Annotated in this window: 1 protein-coding gene (cut by a window edge); it reads left to right on the plus strand. The window is 67.5% G+C overall.

The genetic code is table 11. From position 1 onward, the window contains the following. On the plus strand, window positions 1–20,348 hold the 3' portion of the coding sequence (locus AB0G14_RS15025) for a toxin glutamine deamidase domain-containing protein (RefSeq protein ID WP_357697538.1). 21,028 nt of this gene lie to the left of the window's left edge; 20,348 of the gene's 41,376 nt are visible here — the last part of the coding sequence; the start codon falls outside the window, past its left edge; it ends in the stop codon at window positions 20,346–20,348. Window positions 20,349–20,685: the final 337 nt, after the last annotated feature.

A 20,685-nucleotide genomic window follows, 5' to 3' on the forward strand; every position in this document is an offset into this window, starting at 1 on the left:
GGCGCAAGATCGAGTTCCGCATGTCCCGCTACGACAAGCTGTGGAACAACCCCGAACTGAGAGCCGCCTACCAGGGCTTCAAGGAACAGATGGAGTTCGAGCTCCGGCTGAAGGCTGCGGGCAGGACCAACGACGAGATCGACGCCGAGGTCGTCAAGCGGTTCGGGTCTGACCGGGTCGCCCCGTTCGCGCAGTTGATGGCGGACAACCACGCTTTCTCCGTCCGGGCCAAGTGGTGGTTCGAGCACCAGCACGACACCGACTTCGACGTCCAGTTCCCAGAAGCCGTGCAATACTTCCGGTCGAAGCTCGCCCTCTGGGGCAAGATCGGCCCCGCCGTCGCCGAACGGATCACCGAGCAGAGCGGCAACCGGATGCTCGAGGCGACGCCCGGTGGGCAGATCTTCGACAACATCATGCTCGGCACCGGCAGCTTCTTCAATTACCCGCCCGGGTTCAACCGGATGTGGGAACAGTTCTCCCACCAGCTCGTGGCCGTCACCGACGGGATGATCGACGCCCACGTGTACCGGGGGGTGATGATACCGAGCGTCCTGCACAACACCGAGGCGAAGATTCTCTTCGAGAAGGTCGACCGGCGCGAAATCGAGGGCCTGCGTGTCGTCGCGTGGGAGTTCGTCGGCGAGAACAAGATCGAGAGGGCGGGCGAGTACGTCGTCCGTTCCCAGGGGTCCTACGACGAGCGGGTCCCGAAGCTCGAAAAGGGCAAGACCTCGAAAACGTTCGACGAGCACCAGCAACGGCTCTACGAACAGCTCACCTACCGCCGGGAGGAGTACAACCGGATCGGTCTGCAGGATTCGCTTCCCGAGCTCCCGCCGCTCGAACGGAAGGACAGCAACTACATCTTCGTGGTGTCGGACGCGAACCAGCCCGAGGTCATGGAGAGCCCGGAGAGCCTCACCAGGAAAATGACGATGGCGTGGGAGAGCCAGACCGTCGACAACCCGTTGGCCCGGCTGGACCAGATGCTGGCCGTGCTCGAGTACGCGCAGAACAAACAGGAGGAGTCGGACAGCGAATCCTCGGTCGCCGATCTCGCGGCCAGCCTCTCGAGCATGAACACGGGCCCGGCGGGCAGCCTGACCGGCTCGATCGCCAGCATTCTCGTGCCCCCGACCCGGCGCAACACCGCACTGAACCCGACCGACGCCGAGCTCGGCCCGCTTCCCGAGGACCCGAATTCGAGCCCGGACGGATCCGACTACTCGCCCACGCTGGATGCCGTACCGGAGGAATGGCCCCCTCCGGCTGACCCCGGCAGTCCGGTCGACGCCGAGGATCTGGCCGGCGCGCCGTCTGGGTCGCAGCGGACGGCGGAGCCCGACTCGTCGCGGGAGGCTTTTGACCAGGCGTCGCGGACGCCGCTGCCGCAGGATGAGCCGGCCGTCCCGCATTCGCCTGCGCCCGTGACGCTGCCTGCGCCGTCTGCGCCTCGGTCGCCGGAGGAGGTGTTCTCTGAGCTTGTTGATTTGAAGTCGGAGTTGGCGGCTCTTGATTTTCAGATCAGTCGTGGGGTGGAGGGGCTTGAGGCTGCTCGTGATGAGGTGCGGGCAGCGTATAAAGCGAACCTGGAACTGTTGTTGGGTGATGCGGAGTGGGCGCCGCGGGTGCATCACTGGCGTGGGGGTGAGTTCGATCCGGCGGTGCGGGCGAGTGTGGATGGGCTTCGCCAGGAGTTGACGAAGGGGGTTGGCGGTTCGCTCGTTGGGTTGTTGGATGATTCTTGGCTTGCCACGGTGGTCCAGATGGGGGCGGGCAGGGGCGCGTCGGGGGATGGGTCGAATCGTCTTGGTGCGTTCCTGCCGCTGGTTCGTGAGTATGTGGATGGTGGGGTCGAGTCGGTTACCGCTGAGCAGGTGGCGGTGCTTGACGGCTATGTGGATCGGCTGAACGCGGCGAAGCGGTCGGTGGATCGCGATGGGCTGTTGTGGGCGGCGGGATTCCGCACTCTCGGCACGGTGTTGGGGCCGGTGAGGTCCGTGGACGGCCGGGTGGCGGGGGAGGACACCGGCCCGGAGGCGGGTTCTGCGGCGGGGGTGAAGACTCCTGACCAGTTTGTTGACGAGTATGTGTCGGGGTTGCGGAGTCCGGCGGGGGCGGAGGAGGCGCCGTCGTCGTATGTGCCGTGGGCGGAGCGCGTGTTGGAGGTGCGGTGGCTGGCGCGGCAGGCGGGGTTGACGGTCACGGGTCCGGATGATGCGCGGGTTCTGGACACGGTGGTGCAGTTGGCGCACCGGCAGTATCGGAAGGATTTCCGGGGTGTGCGGCCGTTGGGGCCGTTGGGTGTGCCGGCTTTGCGTCGTGTGGTCGAGGTGAAGTTGGGGGTTGGCGATTCGGCGCCGTTGTCGATGGACGTGTTGCGGTTGGTGGCGGACAAGTCGGGGGCGCGGCGGAAGTGGGAGCAGTCGCACGCGTTCCAGGCGTGGGCGCGTCGTCAGGTTCAGCGTTCGTTCGGTAAGTCGGAGTTCGCGGGTGGTGGTGCGCGTTGGCATTGGTTGGATGGTGGTTATCGCCAGGTGGTGACGCTGTTCCAGCGTAGGGCGGAGAAGTGGGAGGGGATGGCGGATTCGCCGGCGGAACGGCGGAATGAGCAGTCGCGGGTCCGGGAGTTGTTGAACACCACCGATTCTGGTCGGAAGGTTCCTGACGGGCAGATCGAAAAGTTGGTGCGGGTGCGCCGTAAGTATTTCGCGGATTATCGGAACCGGTGGTTCACGGAGGATTCCGGGTTCGCTGATTACCGGTGGATGACGCAGCAGTTCCTGAATGACACCCGGACGGATGCGCAGAACATTGAGCGGTTGGCGGCGATGTTGGCGGCTCCGTCGCCGGAGGTGGTGGGGTGGCGGCCGTCTGCCGATGGTAGGGGGCCCACCAGTTTCCGCGATTTCCTGAACAGCCAGCGCCTGCCGTCCTGGGTGTCCCTGCGTCTGGATGAGAACGGACGGCTGGGGCCGGAGGCGGAAACATATGTGCGGCCCTGGGTGGAGGGGCTGCGGGGTGAGGTGGCCCTCGACGGCTATCTGCACGACGAGGCGACGGTGGCGGCGTTGTCCGGGGGCCTGGTCGATGCGGTGACTGTCCGGAACTGGTGGCGGGAATCGAGCGCGGGGGTCGGTGCGCCGGTCAGGACCGAGTCGGCGCCTGCGCCGTCGTCGCAGTCGGCGCCGGCGCCGGTGGTCGTGGAGGGCTCGCGGCCCGCGTCGTTGGCGGAGTCGGACGGGTACCAGTCTGCGACGCCGGACGAGCGGGGGCGGGAGTCCGAGGCGCCGGCTGCCGAGGCTGACACGTCGGTCAGAGCTCGGGTGAGGGCTGAGGTGGAGGCGGGTTTCCGGGCGGCCGAGGCCGCGGCGGGTACGGTCGCCAACGCCGTCGGGGGCGCGGCCGGTTCTGCCGCCCGGGCCGTCAGTGGCCCGGCGGGTTCTGCCGCCCGGACTGTCGGCGGGGCGGCGGGTTCGGCTGTCCGGGTGGTCGGTGGCGCGGCGGGTTCCGTCGCCCGGTTGGTCGGGGGCAGGGCGGCTGTCGCCGCCTACAAGGCGGCCCGGGACAGGGTGCACTACGAGCGCACGTTGATCGAGTTGGCGACGGCGGGTTGGAAGTCGCCGGCCGATCATCAGGGGGCGGCGTCGTATCGGCCGTCGTTGCCTGGTCACATGCCGCAGGAAATCGCCGAGCGTAGTCAATTGATCACGTCGTTCCATAATGTGTTGGATATTTCGTCGTTCGTGCCGGATGTGGCGGGCTGGTTGAATCGGATCACGCCGGCGTCGAAGGGTTCGATCAGTGCGGGGGTGGTGGAGCAGAAGCTGAAGTCGTCGTTGGGGAAGGCGTTCGATGAGGGGATCGCGCTGGAGACGGCTGATGGTTCGTTTGATGTCCGGTTGTGGCCGGTGCCGGTGGATAAGCCGGTCAGCGGTGCGGGGAACTGGGTCAAGCGGGGCAAGGACGGGAGCACTCTTGCGGCGGGCAAGGCGGAGTTGCGTTGGTTCGCCTACCGGGAGGCGGGTGGCTCTCGGTTTGACGGGAGTTTGTTCCTTGGTGAGTTCTTGGGGGGTTATCAGGCCGGCGTGGGGGTGAAGGGCGAGGTCGGCGGGCTGGCGTTGCACTCACGTCAGTGGGGTTCCCGGTCGTTCGTGTCCAACAATCCGGCGCGGTACCAGTTTCTGCGGATGAAGGAGGACGGTGGCCGGGTCGAGGTGGATGTGGCGTGGGTGGCCCGGGTGCAGGACCGTGCGACCGGCAGGTGGCGGGACTTCACGTTCACCACCGCCGAGGGGGAGGTCCGCCGTGACACGTTGCCGTATCTGGTGGCGCAGGCGTTGCTGCCGCATGACGAGACGCTGCGGAACAATGGCGGCCCGTCGGACCCGGCGACCACCGGGCCGAATGCCCATCCGCATCTGGTGGACCCGGACTACCTGGTGCCCAAACAGATCAGCGATCCTTCCGAGTTTCCGCTGGAGAAGCTTGACTTCGCTGTCACCAGGTTGGATCTGGTCGCGCGGGTGATGACAGTGCTGCGTCAGCAGTTGTCGCCGGACGATTTCGCCTTCTGGGGGCCGGTCGTCGAGGGCAAGCTGAACAACACTGATCTCGCGATCAAGTTGGACAAGCTCCGGTACTCGGGCGACGACATTCAGCGGATGTTCCGCATCAACGAGGTGCGTGGTGGCCGCAGTCTGAACCTCACGTTGACCGATGCGCAGATCACCTCGCTGATCAAGCGCAGCGAGGTCGACATGAGTAACGAGCTGCGGTTCGACGACATCCGGGGAAACATTGCGCGTAGTATGGCCGGCGCGGACCGGGGGCGGCGGGCCGGTGGCGGGCTCTTCGGCCAGATCAAGATTCCCCGTGGTCTTCGCTTCGGGTTCGGGATACGTCATCGGAGGCATCGGGGCCAGGAGGCGGGCCGTAATCACCGGGCTCTGATCACGTCGTCGAAGCGGCTCGGTGGTCTGCTGCAGGCCGTCGGTTTCGATTTCGCCCCGAAGCTCAACGTGGTGGTGACCAGCGACGGTGAGGTGACGTCCAGGATCGACAACGTGGTGGTGGACGGCGGTTCCGCCGACGCGTTGCTGGCCGCCGTGGACGTGTACAACCTGCGCCGCGCCGATGGGCAGCGGTTGTTCGTTCCCAACCCGAAACTGGTCGAGCGCATGCAGGCCGAGGTGGCGAAGCCTGACGCGGGTAGCGAGAAGAAGCGGACCCTCAGCCAGCGGATGGTCGCGTTGCTGGACGCCATGGGCGCGCCCGCGCCGAGCATCGCGGACGGGGTGGTGGAACCGGCGAAGGATCGCAGCCGCCAGCAGTGGTGGCGTCCCGGCGCGGGCCTGGGCATGGATCACGTCGAGAAGATCGACGGTAACCGGGCGATCTACAACCGGGTCGTTCCGCGCCTGGTGGATTTGGGTTACCTGCCGGCGGCCGCGCGGGGGGCCGAGGGGCAGACCCCGCTGCAAGCGTTGGCGCAGGTGGCTGGCCCTACCGGCGCCGGCATCAACAAACCGGACCAGGCCCACAAGAACTGGGTCCGGTTGGTCGACGAGTTGGCCGACGACAATTTGCTGTCGCGTCGCGTCGACCTGTTCGGCGCGGGTAAGAGCCGGCCCGGTGTGACGATCGAGTTGCCGCATCCGGACGCGCCCACAGACCCCAGCCGGACCCTGCTCGGCGGTCTGTCCGCCGAGGTGACCGGCAGCCGGTTCATCGAGATGACGCCGTACGAGATCCAGGTCGCGGTGACCGACATGGACATCATCTACGCGCGCAACGTCACCGGTGGTCTGACGAACGTGGACGGCGTCGGCCGGGACCCCGGGGCTCCGAATCCGGTTCCTCTGGGCGCGACGGCGCGCAGAACCACGTACCCGTCGGCGAAGCAGGGCCGGAACCTGTCCAGCTATCTGACCGCCGACACCGACGGGCAGAAGTTGCCGGCGGCGCGATACAAGGCCGACCTCCGCTTCCACCTGTTCGGGCTCATCGGGAACGGCGAGCCCATGCAGTGGGGCAGCGTCAAGGGCTCGGCGGACGTACTGCAACCCGACGTCCTGGCGGACCCGCCGCCGGTCGACGGCACGCTGCCGCCACCGCTGCCGCCGCTGCCGGAGACCGACGAGACCTCCCTGCTCAGGGCACCCGTCGCCCCACCCGACGGCACGCCGTCGGTGGAGGATGAGACTACGCTCGTGGTCAGTCCGCCGCAGGATGGCGCGCCGCCGCCGCGGACGCCTTCTGCGCTGGCCACCGAGGGTATTCAGATCTATGCGATCGCTGACCCTACCGGCTTTGCGGAGTTGTCCGCCGGTCTGGTGGCGACGGGCCGGGTGGGGGCGGCCAATGTGTGGAAGGCCTTCACTCCGTCGTTGTTCACGTCGTTGGTGTTGCGGTCCTTGTTCGGCGCGGGCACGCTGCCTGTCGGTCCGGTGACGATCGGATTCCAGACGAGATTGCTCGGCAGGCCGCGGGTCGACAAGTTCTGGTTCCCGTACAACCAGCAGGTTCAGGAGGGCCAGGACGGCGCGGAACAGGGCAGGATGGCCCTCGTCTACAACGACGTCATCGTCAGGGGCGGGCTCGGTCTCGACAGTGAGGCAGCCAGGTGGCTTCCGGACCGTGACGGGTGGAACTTCGGCGTCACCGGCACCGGCCGGTTCACCGTCGGCTCCGGTCAGGAGCATTCCCGGGTGGACACGCTCGGCAACTATCGAGCCGGATACCAGGACAACAAGTTCGTGTGGGTCCGCTCCGAGGTGGAGTTCACGATCCCGGTGCCGGGTGGGCCCCCGGTCGTCCACACCGGTGAGGTCTTCGTCAATGTGCGGGTCACCGACGTGCAGCAGCACCGGGCGAAGTTCGACGACCCGTACGATCTTGTTCCCGGCGGTGAGCCCGCGGCCTCGTCGGCGCCGTTGTGGAGCATGTCGCCGCTGCCGCCCGCCAGCCTGACGGACAACCACAGTTTCTCCACGATGTGGATCGGGCAGCACACCAGCGCGGACAGCGCCTCCGGTCACGGCCCGCTGATCGCCGACCTGATCACGAAAGCGACACAGCTCGGCGGTGACGATCTGGCCAACAAGGTCGCATCGGTGCCCACCTGGACGGAAGCGAGTGTGGCGCAGCTTCGGGACGGCGGTAAGGGCTGGCCGTTCGAAAGCGGTGACCGTCGCTTCTTCCTGTTGATTGAGGCCCGGCCGATCGGGAAGGCGGAAAACCCGCAGGACGGCCCCACGGGTTTGAAGGTCTACCGACGCGACAACGAGGCGAACCTGAAGGTCCGCCGACAGATAGACGGGTTCGGCTACACCGCCGCGGTCGCCGCCGGCGGTCAAGGCGTCGTGCCCGACGAGGTGCTCGTCCGCGGGGGAGCCTCCTACGGCAAGTACCAGCGCAACGACACCATCGACGGCGAGGGCGGGAACGACCTCCGGATGGAAGGAGCCCGACTCAACAAGACCGCCCAATTCGACCAGGACGTCGCCTTCCAATACACCATCGAGGAAATCAAGTCCGAGCGTGGCGGCACCTTCGGTGCGTTGCGCGGCGTCGAGGCGGTCTCCGGCGAGGTCGTGGAGAACAAAGTGGTGGCCGTGCCGCTGGAAACACTGCGGCTGCGAAACCAGTCACCCGTCGGCCTCAACATCCCGCTGACCACCCGCCCACTGGACATGTGGGACCGGGTCGCCGGCGCCTACGGCGTCAAAGCGATCTTCGACGCGGTGGACTCGACCGGCCTGCTGACCAAGCAGCACGCCTACCACGTCCACCCGTCCGCCACTCAGCTCACCAACGACAAACTGGCCAAGAACACCGGCGCGATGATGACCGAGCACGGGAAGCGGTTCACATCCCTGGTCGCGGGAAACTCCGCCTACGACAACGTCGACATCACGATCCGGGCCGAGCTCAACCCGAGCCTGCAGGTCTCCACCGTCTCGAAGGCGGAGCTGGAGAAATACGACCACGAAACCGTCCTGATGCAGCAGGCGAACCAGGCGATCCAACGGAACACCCACACCCTCACCGGCGGCGCTGGCATCCCTGCCGACCCCTTCATGGTCACCCGCGGCAACATCGACGCCACCGGCGCCTATGCGGAAGTCGGGATCACCCGCACCGACGTCACCGCCTCCACCGAGGTCCGGAACTGGAACCGGGGAGACAACCAGGTCTACCTGATCTACGCCCCCGTCACCTACCACATCACCGTCCGCAAGGGCGACGGAACAGAAACCGTCACCGCGTACGGCGCGACCGAAATCACCACCACCAGAGACAACGCCCTGAAATTCGGCATCCCCGAGACCGTCCTCACCGACGCCGACAACCACGCCACCCTCCTGCGCGAACTCACCGACCCCGCCCTCAAAGTCCGCGACCGCGCCGACGACCGCGCCCGGAAATGGATCACCCAGGGCCTGCCCGGCGAACCCACCACCGCCCCCACGATCGCCCGCCACGACACCGACACCGCACAGACACGAGCGGGCCGGGCCCGGCGACTGCTCGCCCCCACCCTGCCTTCCGGATGGACCACCACCGGGCCACTGACCCAGCGCCCACCCACCCTGCGACCCGGCACCCGGCTGTGGATCGCCCGACCGCTCGGCGCCGCCGCGGCACGCATCGACACCGACGGCACCTACCGGCTCCTGGACCCACTCACCCCCGGCCCGACCGAACGCTCCCTCACCACCGCACAGTTCCACGACGTCCTCGACCGCGCCCACGCCATCACCCTGATCGAACCCGACGTACTCACCAGCTGGCTCCTGCACCACGACAACTGGGCCGCCGCACAAAAATTCACGCAGGACAATCTCGCCGCGCTGCAGGCCGACACCACCGCGGCGCAACTCGCCACCCGGTCCAGCTCGACCGACCCGACGGCCCCGCTGCACCGGGCCCTACTCGACACCATCCGCACCGGCCAACACACCACCGCCTACCAATACCTCCAGTCCCCCAACCCGGCAGCCCGCCACGACGTGATCACCCAGGCGGTCGCCGCCGTCAACCCCGCCGACCCGGCCGCCCCCGCGGGCCTGCGCGCACTGGCGGACCTCATCGCCGCCGACCCGGGTGCCACACCACAGGCGGAACCGCACGCCACCACCGACTCCACCTTCCTGCGCGCCGTGGCCGCCGTCCTCGACCCCGCCACCACCGTCCTGGACACCTACCGGGCCATCGCCTCCACCTGGCACACCGACCACCGCCACAACTGGCACCCCACCCTGCACACCCTCGCCAACCGGCTGCCCGACACCACAGCCCGCGACATGGGCACCGTCACCGACGACATCAACGCCCGCATCGACCGCCGCCACGTCAACGAACTGCTCGACAACCTCACTGCCGAACAGACCGAAGACCTCAACACCGCGGTTACCGCCTCCACCGCCAACTCCGCCGCCGACCTCGCCCACGCCTGGCAGAACGTCACCACCCCCGACGAACTCATCCCCGCACTACCCAAACCCGCCGGCTCCTGGGCCGGCACCGTCACCACCACAACCACCCCACCCCCAGCCGCACCCGAGCCCGCACACGTCATCCACCACCCCACACCACCCGCCCCCGACACCCTCGACCAGTGGCTGACCATCACCGACCCGGCCGCATCCCGCCACTACTTCGACACGCACCAACACGACCTCCTCACCGACGACACCTACCGGCGACTCCACACCCGAGAAACCCCCAGTGCACCCCACCACGCCCTGCTCACCCTCGCCCAATACGGCCACATCCACGACGCCTACGAATACCTCCACGCCGACACCCCCGCTACCGGGGCGCCCACCGACCGGCAACAACACCTCGCCCGTCTGCTCACCCGCCCCGAACTCGCAGATCCGACCGCCGTCAAAGCCCTCGCCCACCTCGCCTACCACCACCCCGACCCCACCGCCGACGCCGACGCCGACGCCGACATCCTCCACCTCACCGCCGGCATCCTCGACGACCAACCCATCACCGACACCCACCTCGCCGCGCTCACCGACGCCCACCACAACCTCACCCCCGAGCAACGCGAACACTGGGCAGACACCCTCAACACCCTCGCCACCAACACCACCACCCCCGCCCACCAAACCGCCCTCCACACCCTCGCCAACCACCTCCATCCCGACACCACCCCCGCCGACACAAACTCAGCCGAGACGAATCCGGCTGACACCGAGGTCTTAACCAACCCCGCCGACACCATCCCGGCCGAGGCGAAGCTGGCCGAGACCGACGGCGATCGCGCCGACAGCGATCGCGCCGATGGCGACTGGCAGCGTTTTCAGCGGGATCTCGTGGACCGCTACGCCGGTTTGTTGGATGGGGCGGCGCGGGCACGGCGGGGTGAGGTGGGCCTGCCGGTGCGGGTGGAGACCGTTTTTGACGGATGGGTGGCGTCCCGGTTGAGGGAGGAGACCGTCATCGGGTTGCTGTCTCGGTTCGGGCTGCCGGGTGCCGCGCTCGCGCCTGGGTTCCTCGATGGTGTGCGGGAGCAGGCGGTGGCGCGGGTGGTGGCTGGAGGGCAGGCGGGTACGGACGCTGACCCGGAACAGGTGACGGCCGCCCTGTTGGCGGGGTTTGATCGGCAGGCGTTGCGGTCGCTCGCGGAATCAGCGGCCCGCTACCACCTGGACCAGCACCTTCCCACGAACACGTCAGCCGCCAGCACCGAAGCGGTGGGGGCGCCGGCGGCGGTGCGGCGAATGGTCGAGCGGGATCTGTCGCAGAAGGTTGATCGGGGTGTGGCCGCTGTCCTCGGCGGCAACTCGTTGTCGGGTGTGCCGGTGCGGCCGATTGCCGCGCAGGTCGAGGGGATCGCGAATGTGGTGTGGCAGGCGATGGCGGACCTGCCTGCCCGTGTCGTGGCCGCCTCCGCCGCCCTCGACGCGGCCTCCGTCGACGCGGCTTCCGTGGATTCGGCTTCCGTGGATGCGGCTTCGGTGAAGGCGGTGTCCGGCCCGGCGGATCTCGCGGATCGCCGGTTCGCGGTGTTGGCGCGGGAGTACGGGGCGGAACCGGGTGCTCTTGGGTCGTTGGCCGGGTCGTTCCGGCGGGAATGGGTGGACGGCTATCAGCGGCTGTCGCAGCAGGCTTCGCCGGGCTCGGTCGGGGCGATCGAGATTGATGCGGAGCTGTGGCGGCGGAAGCCTGGTGTGAATTCGTTTGGTGACATGCCCGGGACGGGGCGGCTGTTTGGTGAGTTGGTCGCGGTGCGGTTCGCGCTGGTTCCGGGGGATAAGGAGTGGACTATTTGGCGGCGGCTGTATGTGGAGGGTCCGTCGGACGCTGCGGTGAAGCAGGTGCAGGAGGCCACTCTGGCGGGTGTCGACGCGTTGAACAAGAGCGACTCGGAGTTGCCGGAGGTCAAAAAGCGGCTGCTGTGGAAAGTGGAGTTCGTGGACGAAGCCCTGGCCCATCAGGTGGTCACGGTCGGTGAGCCGGGTAGCGGGACTGATCAGCGTCGTTGGGCGGCGGGTGAAGAGCCTGGGGTGTACGTGCATGAGGTGGTGCACGGGGCGGGTGTTCTTGACAGGAAAGATTCGTCGCTGATGGGCCAGCACCGGCATGGTGCTGACTGGCGTTTGTCCAACAAAGATCTGCAGGACATCGTGGACATCCTCAAGCCTCATTACGCAGGTGTGGTGGGCAGCCCCGGTCCTACGGAACGGCCGCAGGGCGCGGCCAGCGCGGCGCAGGGGCCGGCCTCCGTCCAGCAGATTTGGCAAGATGGTCACGCCGTGCCACCAGGATTTCCCGGTTACGAGTCGGGGGATGACGGTGGGGGGGATCCATTGACGGTGTCGTGGGACGAGCTGGATTTCTCGACGCCCAAGCTGCCGCCGTCCGGCCTGGAACCGGACGAGTCTGGTGGGTCGGCCGGGGTCGTGCCGGAGCCCACGGCACAAGGGCTGCGTCCGTTGGAGGCGTACGTCACTCGAGAAGCCGTGGTTGGCTTCCGGCCCGGCACGGGCGGTCAGACCCTCCGTGCGTGGTTGGCGGACAGGCTCCCGGACGGGGTTCTGCCCGAGGGGCAGACGGCTGGGGGGACGTTGAGGGAGTGGGTGAACGACTGGGCCAGATCGCTGAATGGTCAGCGCGACCCCGACGGCTTTTTCTACAGCCAACGGATGGTGGTCTCTTGGTCCGGTGACCTCATCAGCCAAGTGGCGGTCGGGAGGTTGTGGCAGAAGATGCCGGACGTGGGGTCGCAGTCGGGTCCGGTCAGGCTGACCGAGGAGCAGGAAAAGCTGCTGGAGGAGATGGTCGCCTTCCGGCCCAGCCAGGGCGGCCCCCGCAACCTTCGCGAGTTCCTGGAGACGAAGGCAGAGCGTCCAGAAGGGATATCTCTGAAAAGGAGTCATAACAAACTAAACGACACGACGGCGTACTTGATGAAAGAGTGGGCCCGAAGGGTGAAGGGGCGGCTCACCACCGCCGGCGGCGATCGCATTTCGATAACGACGTTGGCTGGCGGCCTCATCAGCAGGACCCCGATCCGCAAAGCGCGGAGAACGGGCAGGGCGGCTGTGGTGGGGGGTGTGAGTCCCGAGCGCGGTGCCGGACAGTCAGCTGGCGGTATGGGCGAGGGCGGGCAGTCGCAGGACACTGCTGATCTCGAGATGACCGGCGTCCCCAGTTCACAGCAACCCTTGCCTGGCGCTGCGGGAACGGGTGCGATCGATGCGCCGGATCCGTTCGGTGGGGCGGCTTTCGGGGACGCTGGCCTGCCTTTCCAGGATTACCCGGCTGGTGAGCTTGAATGGGACCTTGGCGGTCGGGCGTGGTCGCTGGCGTCGGAGGAGTGGGAGGGCCTGGCCCCGGGCGACACCGAGATGACCGACATCCCCAGTCCACAGGAATCCTCGTCTGGTGCTGCGGGAACGGGTGGGATCGATGCGTGGGGCCGGGCTGGTGCGATGGCTTCTGGGGTGTCAGATGTCGGTGCTGGTGCTGGTGCTGGTGCTGGTGGTGTCGTCGTCGAGCCCGCACCGCCGGTGCCGCCGGTGGTGGGGGTGCAGCCGGTGCCGTCGGTTGGGGTGCGGGTTGGTGGTTCGCCGTTGTCGGCGTTGGTGGCTGCGGATCCATTGTGGGTGGGAAGGTTGTTGGGTCCGGTTCTTGACGCGGATCTGGCGGGGTTCTTGTCGGATCCTGACGGGGTGCGGGCGGAGTTGGGGCGGGGTGGTGGGCCGGACGGGGAGCGGCTGGCGCGGGTGAGCACGTTCTTGCAGGTGGGGGTTCGTCGCTGGCTGGACGCGAATAGGGCGGGGTTGCCGGCGGAGGTGCTGCGGTTGTTGCGGGCGGGTGTCGGCGACCGGGTCCTTGACGCGCGTTTTCTGGATCCGGTGGAGATCGAGAATCGGTATACCGCGGCGCGTGCCGAGCTGGGGCTGATGCTGGCCCCGTGGACGGAGGTGCCGCAGGAGCAGTTGGCTTTCCTCAATGACAATGACCGGGGTTTCTTGGTGGGGGAGTTGTCGCCGCTGTCGGCTCAGGCGCATCTGGTGGGCCTGCGGACTTCCTCCGATGGGCCGTTGCTGGACGAGGAGTTCGTTGCGGTCTCCGCCGCTGTCGACGATTGGGGCAGTGGGTCGGTCACCTCGGCGGGGCGGTTCTTGCTGCCGTTGTTGGCTCACGCCGCCGGTGTTCGGATCCGTGTCGTGGAGCCTGCGGTGGAAGGACCGCGCCTGGTGGAGTATGGGCCGTTGGAGGGCCAGCCGGTCACCCTGTTGGACGACCCCGACAATCCCGGCCACTTCATTCCCGCCACCATTACTCGGCAGGACGTGGTTGGCTTCCGGCCCGCCGAGGGCGGTCGCAACCTCCGTGAGATGTTGGCGATCAGACAACTCCCAGACGGGATTGAACTGCCCGACGAGGGGCAGAGGGCTGGGGGGACGTTGAGGGAGTGGGTGAACGACTGGGCCAGATCGCTGAATGGTCAGCTCGGCCTCGACAGCTATCACTACGGCCGTCCCTACAGCGCATCTTCGGTGGCTCGTTGGTCTGGTGGCCTCATCTCCCGATCTTCGGTCTGGGATTTGTGGCAGAAGATGCCGCAGGTGGACGGGGGCGGGTCCCAGCCGGGTCCTGTCCAGTTGGCGGAGCAGAGGGATCTGCTGCAGAAGATGGTCGACTTCGAGCCCGGTGGCGATGGCGCCAGCAACCTGAAGGAGTTCCTGGAGACGATCGAGCTTCCAGAGGGGATATCTCTGGAAAGGAGAAGTAACGTACTAACCGAACCGATGTTGTACTTGATGCAAGAGTGGGCCCGAATGACGAGGGACAAGCTCGTCGCCGACGGTCGCCCCGGTATTTATTCGATGGATGCGCTGTCCGACGACATCGCCACGCTGTCCGGCGGCCTCATCGGCAAGAACACGGTGCGCGGAGTGTTGAGTGCGGACATGGGCGGGTCGCAATCGCGTTCTGGCCAGCTACCCGAGGGGTCCGGGGCGCCGGGCGTGGGCCAGGCGCAGTTGCCTTTCGGCCAGGATGCCAGCGCGAGCGGGGCGGCTGTGGTGGGGGGTGTGAGTCAGGGGCCCGGTGCCGGACAGCCGACCGGCGGTGTGGGCGAGGGCTGGCGGTCGCAGCACCCTGCTGCTTTCGCGATGACCGACAACCCCGGTCCACAGCAACCCTCGGCCGACCCTACGGGCATGGGTGGGATCGACGCGCCGGATCCGGGCCATGCGGCGGCTTCCGAGGGATCAGCTGTCGGTGCTGGTGCGGGGGCTCCTGTCGTGGGACCGGACCAGTCGGCACCGGAGGTACACCCGACGCCGGTTGAGATCCAAGCACTGGTCTACCGGGCGGCGGGCCTGACTGCTCCCCAAATCGGGGAGCTGATGGGGAACCGAAGCGAGTTTGCGGTGAGCAAAATCTTGCGCCAGCTGCAAAATAAGCTGGGCGTACGCAATTGGCGAGAGGTCGTGCCCGAGGCGCGCCGGCGCGGACTGCTGCACGACAGTGCCGTGCAGGGCGGGGCCGGTGCGGCGACTTCCGGGGGGGCAACTGTCGGTGATGGTGCTGGGCCGGCTTCTGCCGTGGGACCGGGCCAGTCGGCATCGGGGCCGCGCCTGCTGCCGAGGCAGAAGGAGATCCTGCACCGCGTGGAGTGGGGCGAGCAAACCTCCTACATCGCGGAGCAGCTCGGGCTGAGCGAGTCGACGGTAGTTGACCACGTGCGCTGGGCGATGGATACGCTGGGCAAGAACGATCGACGGGAAGCCGCCGCCGAGGCCCGCCGGCTCGACCTGCTGCCCGGCAAAGCCCCGGCACCGGGCCAGTCGGCCTCTGACGAGGTGGAATTGTCGCGGACTGAGATCAGCGCGCTTTATCGCGTGGCGGCGGGCCGGACAGACGCGTACGACATCGGGCTGGAGATCGGGCGGACGCCGAAGACGGTGCGGAATGTGCTGAGGCAGGCGGCAGTGAAACTCGGCGTCGATAGTTGGGAGGAGGCCGCGGCGAAGGCCCGCGAGCTCGGACTGCTGCCGCCGCCGGTTGAGATTGATGCGGAGCTGTGGCGGCCGAAGCCTGGTGTGAATCCGTTTGGTCGTGCGGGGTCGGGTGAGCAGCGAGATGGTGGCCCGGCCGCTGGGCCGGGGCGGCTGTTTGGTGAGTTGGTCGCCGTGCGGTACGCGCTGGATCCGGGGGATGAGGAGTGGACTATTTGGCGGCGGTTGTATGTGGTGGGCCCTCCGGACGAGGTGCACCAGGTAAAGGAGGCCACTCTGGCGGGTGTCGACGCGTTGAACGGGAGCCAGTTGGAGTTGCCGGAGGTCGGCAAGAAGCTGCGGTGGAAAGTAAAGTTCGTGAAGAAGCGGGCCCTGGCCCATCAGGTGGTCGAGGTCGTTGCTGCGGGTAGCGAGACTGATCAGTGGCGTTGGGCGGCGGGTGAAGAGCCTGCGGTGTATGTGCATGAGGTGGTGCACGGGGCGGGTGTGCCTGACCGGAAAGATGCGTCGCTGATGGGCACGCATGAGCATGGCACTGTCCTGAGTCTGTCTGCGGAGGATCTGCAGGACATTGTGGATGTTCTCAAGCCTCATTACGCGGGTGTGGTGGGCAGTCATGGTCCTGCGGAGCGGCCGGTGGGTGCGGCCAGCGCGGCGCAGGGGCGCGCCTCCGTGCAGGAGTTGTGGGAGCGTGGTTACGCGGTGCCGCCGAATTTCCCCGGCCATCAGCCGGGGGACGGGTCGGCTGGTGGTGTCGCCGATTCCGCACGGCCTGTGCCTTCGGTGGGGGTGCGGGTTGGTGGTTCGCTGTTGTCGGGGTTGGTGGCTGAGGATCCGTCGGGTGTGGGGGAGTTGTTGGGTCCGGTTCTGGACGCGGGTTTGGTGGGGTTCTTGTCGGATCCTGACGGGGTGCGGGCGGAGTTGGGGCGGGCTGGTGGGCTGGACGGGGACCGGCTGGCGCGGGTGACTACGTTCTTGCAGGTCTGGGTTGGTCACTGGTTGGCCGAGCATAGGGCGGGGTTGCCGGTGGAGGTGTTGCGGCAGCGGGTTTCCCTGCCGTATTTGGGGCAGCGGGCGCGGGAGCTTCAGGAGCAGGATCCCGCGGGGGTGGTGCGGTTGTTGCGGGCGGGTGTCGGTGACCGGGTCGTTGACGCGGGTTTTCTGGATCCGGTTGAGATCGAGGATCGGTATGTCGACGCGCTTGCCGAGCTGGACGACGCGGGGCGGGCGCTACCCCCGTGGACGGATGCGCCGCAGGAGCAGTTGGATTTCCTCAACGACAATGACCGGGGTTTCTTGGTGGGGGAGTTGTCGCCACTGTCGGCCCAGGCGCATCTGGTGGGCCTGTGGACTTCCTCCGATCTGCCGTTGCTGGATGAGGAGTTCGTTGAGGTCTCCGCCGCTGTCGGCGATTGGGGCAGCGGGTCGGCCACCCGGGCGGGGCGGTTCTTGCTGCCGTTGTTGGCTCACGCCACCGGTCGTCGGATCATTGTCGTGACGCCCACGGCGGAAGGGCTGCGCCTGGTGGAGGCGTATGGGCCGTTGGAGGGCCGGCCGGTCAGCCTGCTGCACGACCCCGACAACCCGGGCCACTACATCCCAGCCGGCGTCGTCACTCGAGAAGACGTGGTTGGCTTCCGGCCCGTCAAGGACGGTCCCAGTCTCCGTGCGTGGTTGGCGGGCAGGACACTCCCAGACGGGATGGATCTGCCCGACGAGGGGCAGACGGCTTCGGATGAGTTGAGAGACTGGGTGAACGACTGGGCCCGGTCGCTGCAGGGTCAGTCGGACCCCGACGGCCGCCGCTATACCAATAGGTCGGTGGCCGATCGGTCCGGTGGCCTCATCAGCCAAACGGCGGTGCAAAGGTTGTGGCAGGCGGTGCGGCTGGGCGTGGGTGGGCCACAGCCGCGTTCTGGCCAGCTAGCCGAGGGGTCCGGGGCGCTGGGCGTGGGCCAGGCGCAGTTGACCTTCGGGCAGGGTGCCAGCGCGAGCGGGGCGGCTGTGGTGGGGGGCGTGAGCCAGAGGCCGGGTGCCGGACAGTTCCCATCCGGCCCCGTCACTCGAGAAGACGTGGTTGGCTTCCGGCCCGTCGCGGGCGGTCCCAACCTTCGTGCGTGGTTGGCGGGCAGGACACTCCCAGACGGGATGGTTTTGCCCCCCGCGGGGCAGACGGCTCCTCGGGGGAAGTTGAGGGAGTGGGTGAACGACTGGGCCCGGTCGCTGCAGGGACAGTTCGACCCCGACGTCCACCCCTACAGCGTTAGGTCGGTGGAGCTCTGGTCCGGTGGCCTCACCAGCAACTCTGCGGTCTCGAGGTTGTGGAAGAAGACGCCGCAGGTGGACGCGGGTGGGTCACAGCTCGGCGACGTGGCGCAGGGTCGCGCCGGGCACTCGGGTTCTTACCAACTGACCTCGGACCAGGAACGGCTGCTGCAGGAGATGGTCGCCTTCCGGCCCAGCCCGGGCGGCCCCCGCAACCTCCACGAGTTCCTGAAGACGAAGCAGCTTCCAGCGGGGATATCTCTGCAACGGAAATCCAACGTACTAAACGAACCGACGTCGAACTTGATGAAAGAATGGGCCCGAAGGCTGAAGGACCAAAGGGCCTCCGACGGCGGCCGCCACCACAGTACTGTGACGGTAGAAATGCTGTCCGGCGGCCTCATCAGCCACGAGGTGGTCCGCAACGTGTGGAGTGCGGACGCGGGCGGGGCGCAGCCTAGTTCTGGCCAGTTGGCCGAGGGGTCCGGGTTGCTGGGCGTGGGCCAGGCGCAGCCGACCTCCGGGTCGGGTGCCAGCGCGAGCGGGGCGGCTGTGGCGGGGGGCGTGAGCCAGAGTCCCGGTGCCGGACAGCCAGCCGACGATATGGGCGGGGGCTGGCAGTCGCAGGACACTGTTGATCTCGAGATGACCGGCGTCCCCAGTCCACTGCAACCCTTGCCTGGCGCTGCGGGAACGGGTGCGATCGATGCGTCGGATCCGTTCGATGGGGCGGCTTTCGGGGACGCTGGCCTGCCTTTCCAGGATTACCCGGCTGGTGAGCTTGAATGGGACCTTGGCGGTCGGGCGTGGTCGCCGGCGTCGGCGGAGTGGGAGGGCCTGGCCCCGGGCGACATCGAGATGACCGACATCCCCAGTCCACAGCAATCCTCGTCTGGTGCTGCGGGAACGGGCGGGATCGATGCGTTGGGCCGGGCTGGTGCGATGGCTTCTGAGGTGTCAGCTGTCGGTGCTGGTGCTGGTGCTGGTGCTGGTGCCGGCTTCGTCACTCGAGAAGCCGTGGTTGGCTTCCGGCCCGTCAGGGGCGGTCGGAACCTCCGTGAGGTGTTGGCGGACATGCAACTCCCATACGGGATGGTTCTGCCCCCCGTGGGGGAGGCGGCTTCGGATGAGTTGAGAGACTGGGTGAACGGCTGGGCCCGGTCGCTGAAGGGACAGTTCGACCCAGACGTCCGCCCCTACAGCAACAGGTCGGTGGCCTTTTGGTCCGGTGGCCTCATCGGCGCTTCTGGGGTCCGAAATTTGTGGCGGGACATGCGGCAGGTGGACGTGGGTGGGTCGGAGTCGGGTTCTGTCCAGCTGACCCCGGAGCAGGAACAGCTGCTGGATCAGATGGTCGCCTTCCGGCCCAGCCCGGGCGGCCCCCGCAACCTGAAGGAGTTCCTGGAGACGATGGAGCGCCCAGCGTGGATGTCTTGGGAAAGGAAAGCTAACGCACTAAACGAACCAACGCGCAACTTGATGCAAGAGTGGGCCCGAAGGATGAAGGTCAAGGCTGGCTCCCATCCGGTGAAGATAGCCGAGCTTTCCGGCGGCCTCATCAGCCGCCAGGGGGTCCAAGACGCGTGGAAGGCGGACCCGGGCGGGTCGCAGCCGGGTTCTGGCCAGCTACCCGAGGGGCTCGGGGCACCGGACGTGGTCCAGCCGCGGTTTCCCTTCAGGCCGGCTGCCAGCGCGAGCGGGAGGGCTGTGGTGGGGCGTGTGAGCCAGAGGCCGGGTGCCGGACAGCTCCCAGCCGGCGCCATCATTCGAGAAGCCGTGGTTGGCTTCCGGCCCGTCAGGGGCGGTCGGAACCTTCGTGAGGTGTTGGCGGACATGCAACTCCCAGCCGGGGTTCTGCCCCCCGCGGGGGAGACGGCTTCGGGGGAGTTGAAGGAGTGGGTGAACGACTGGGCCCGGTCGCTGAATGGACAGTTCGACCCCGACGTCCACCCCTACAGCGGTAGGTCGGTGGCCTTCTGGTCCGGTGGCCTTATCGGCGCTTCTGCTGTCCAGAAGTTGTGGCGGAACACGCGGCAGGTGGACGTGGGTGGGTCGGAGTCGGGTTCTGTCCAGCTGACCCCGGAGCAGGAACAGCTGCTGGATCAGATGGTCGCCTTCAAGCCCGGTGACGCTCGCGCCAGCGACCTGAAGGAGTTCCTGGAGACGATGCAGCTTCCAGCGGGGATATCTCTGGAAAGGAAAGCTAACGCACTGAACGAACAGACGTCGTACTTGATGCAAGAGTGGGCCCGAACGAAGAAGGGCCTTAAACAAGCCGCGGTAGCCACGCTGTCCGGCGGTCTCATCAGCCAGTCGGGGGTCTCCAAAGCGTGGAGGGAGGACGCGAGCGGGTCACAGTCGCGTTCTGGCCAGCTACCCGGGGGGTCCGGGGCGCCGGGCTTGTCGCCGGAGGGGCGGGAGGCCTCGTCCCCGGGCGACATCGAGATGACCGACAACCCCAACCCACAGCAACCCTCGCCGGGCGCTTCGGGCACGGGCGGGATCGAGCCGGCGGATCCGGCCGATGTGGCGGCTTTCCGCCCTCTCCTGGACTACCTGGCTTCTGGTGAGGATGGCCGGGCGTAGTCGCCGTCGCCGGAGGGGCGGGAGAACCGTCCCCGGGCGACATCGAGATGACGACAACCTCAGTCCACAGCAACCCTGGCCCGGCGCTCCGGGCCCGGATGGGATCGACGCGCCGAACCGGCCGGTGCGGCGGCTTCCGATGGGTCAACTGTCCGTGGCTGTCCCGGCTGGTGATCGAGGCCCTGGTTGATGAGTTCGGTGAGGTTGAACTGTGTAACGGCCGTACGCGTGCTCCGTGTGTCAACCAGGTGCGTTCGCCGGCCCTCCGGCGGACCTGATCGGAGGGGTCCGATATGCCCGAGGCGCTGCCCCAGTTCCACACGCTCGACGAACCTGT

It is taken from the genome of Micromonospora sp. NPDC023814, from assembly GCF_040639595.1.
Taxonomy (GTDB): domain Bacteria; phylum Actinomycetota; class Actinomycetes; order Mycobacteriales; family Micromonosporaceae; genus Micromonospora.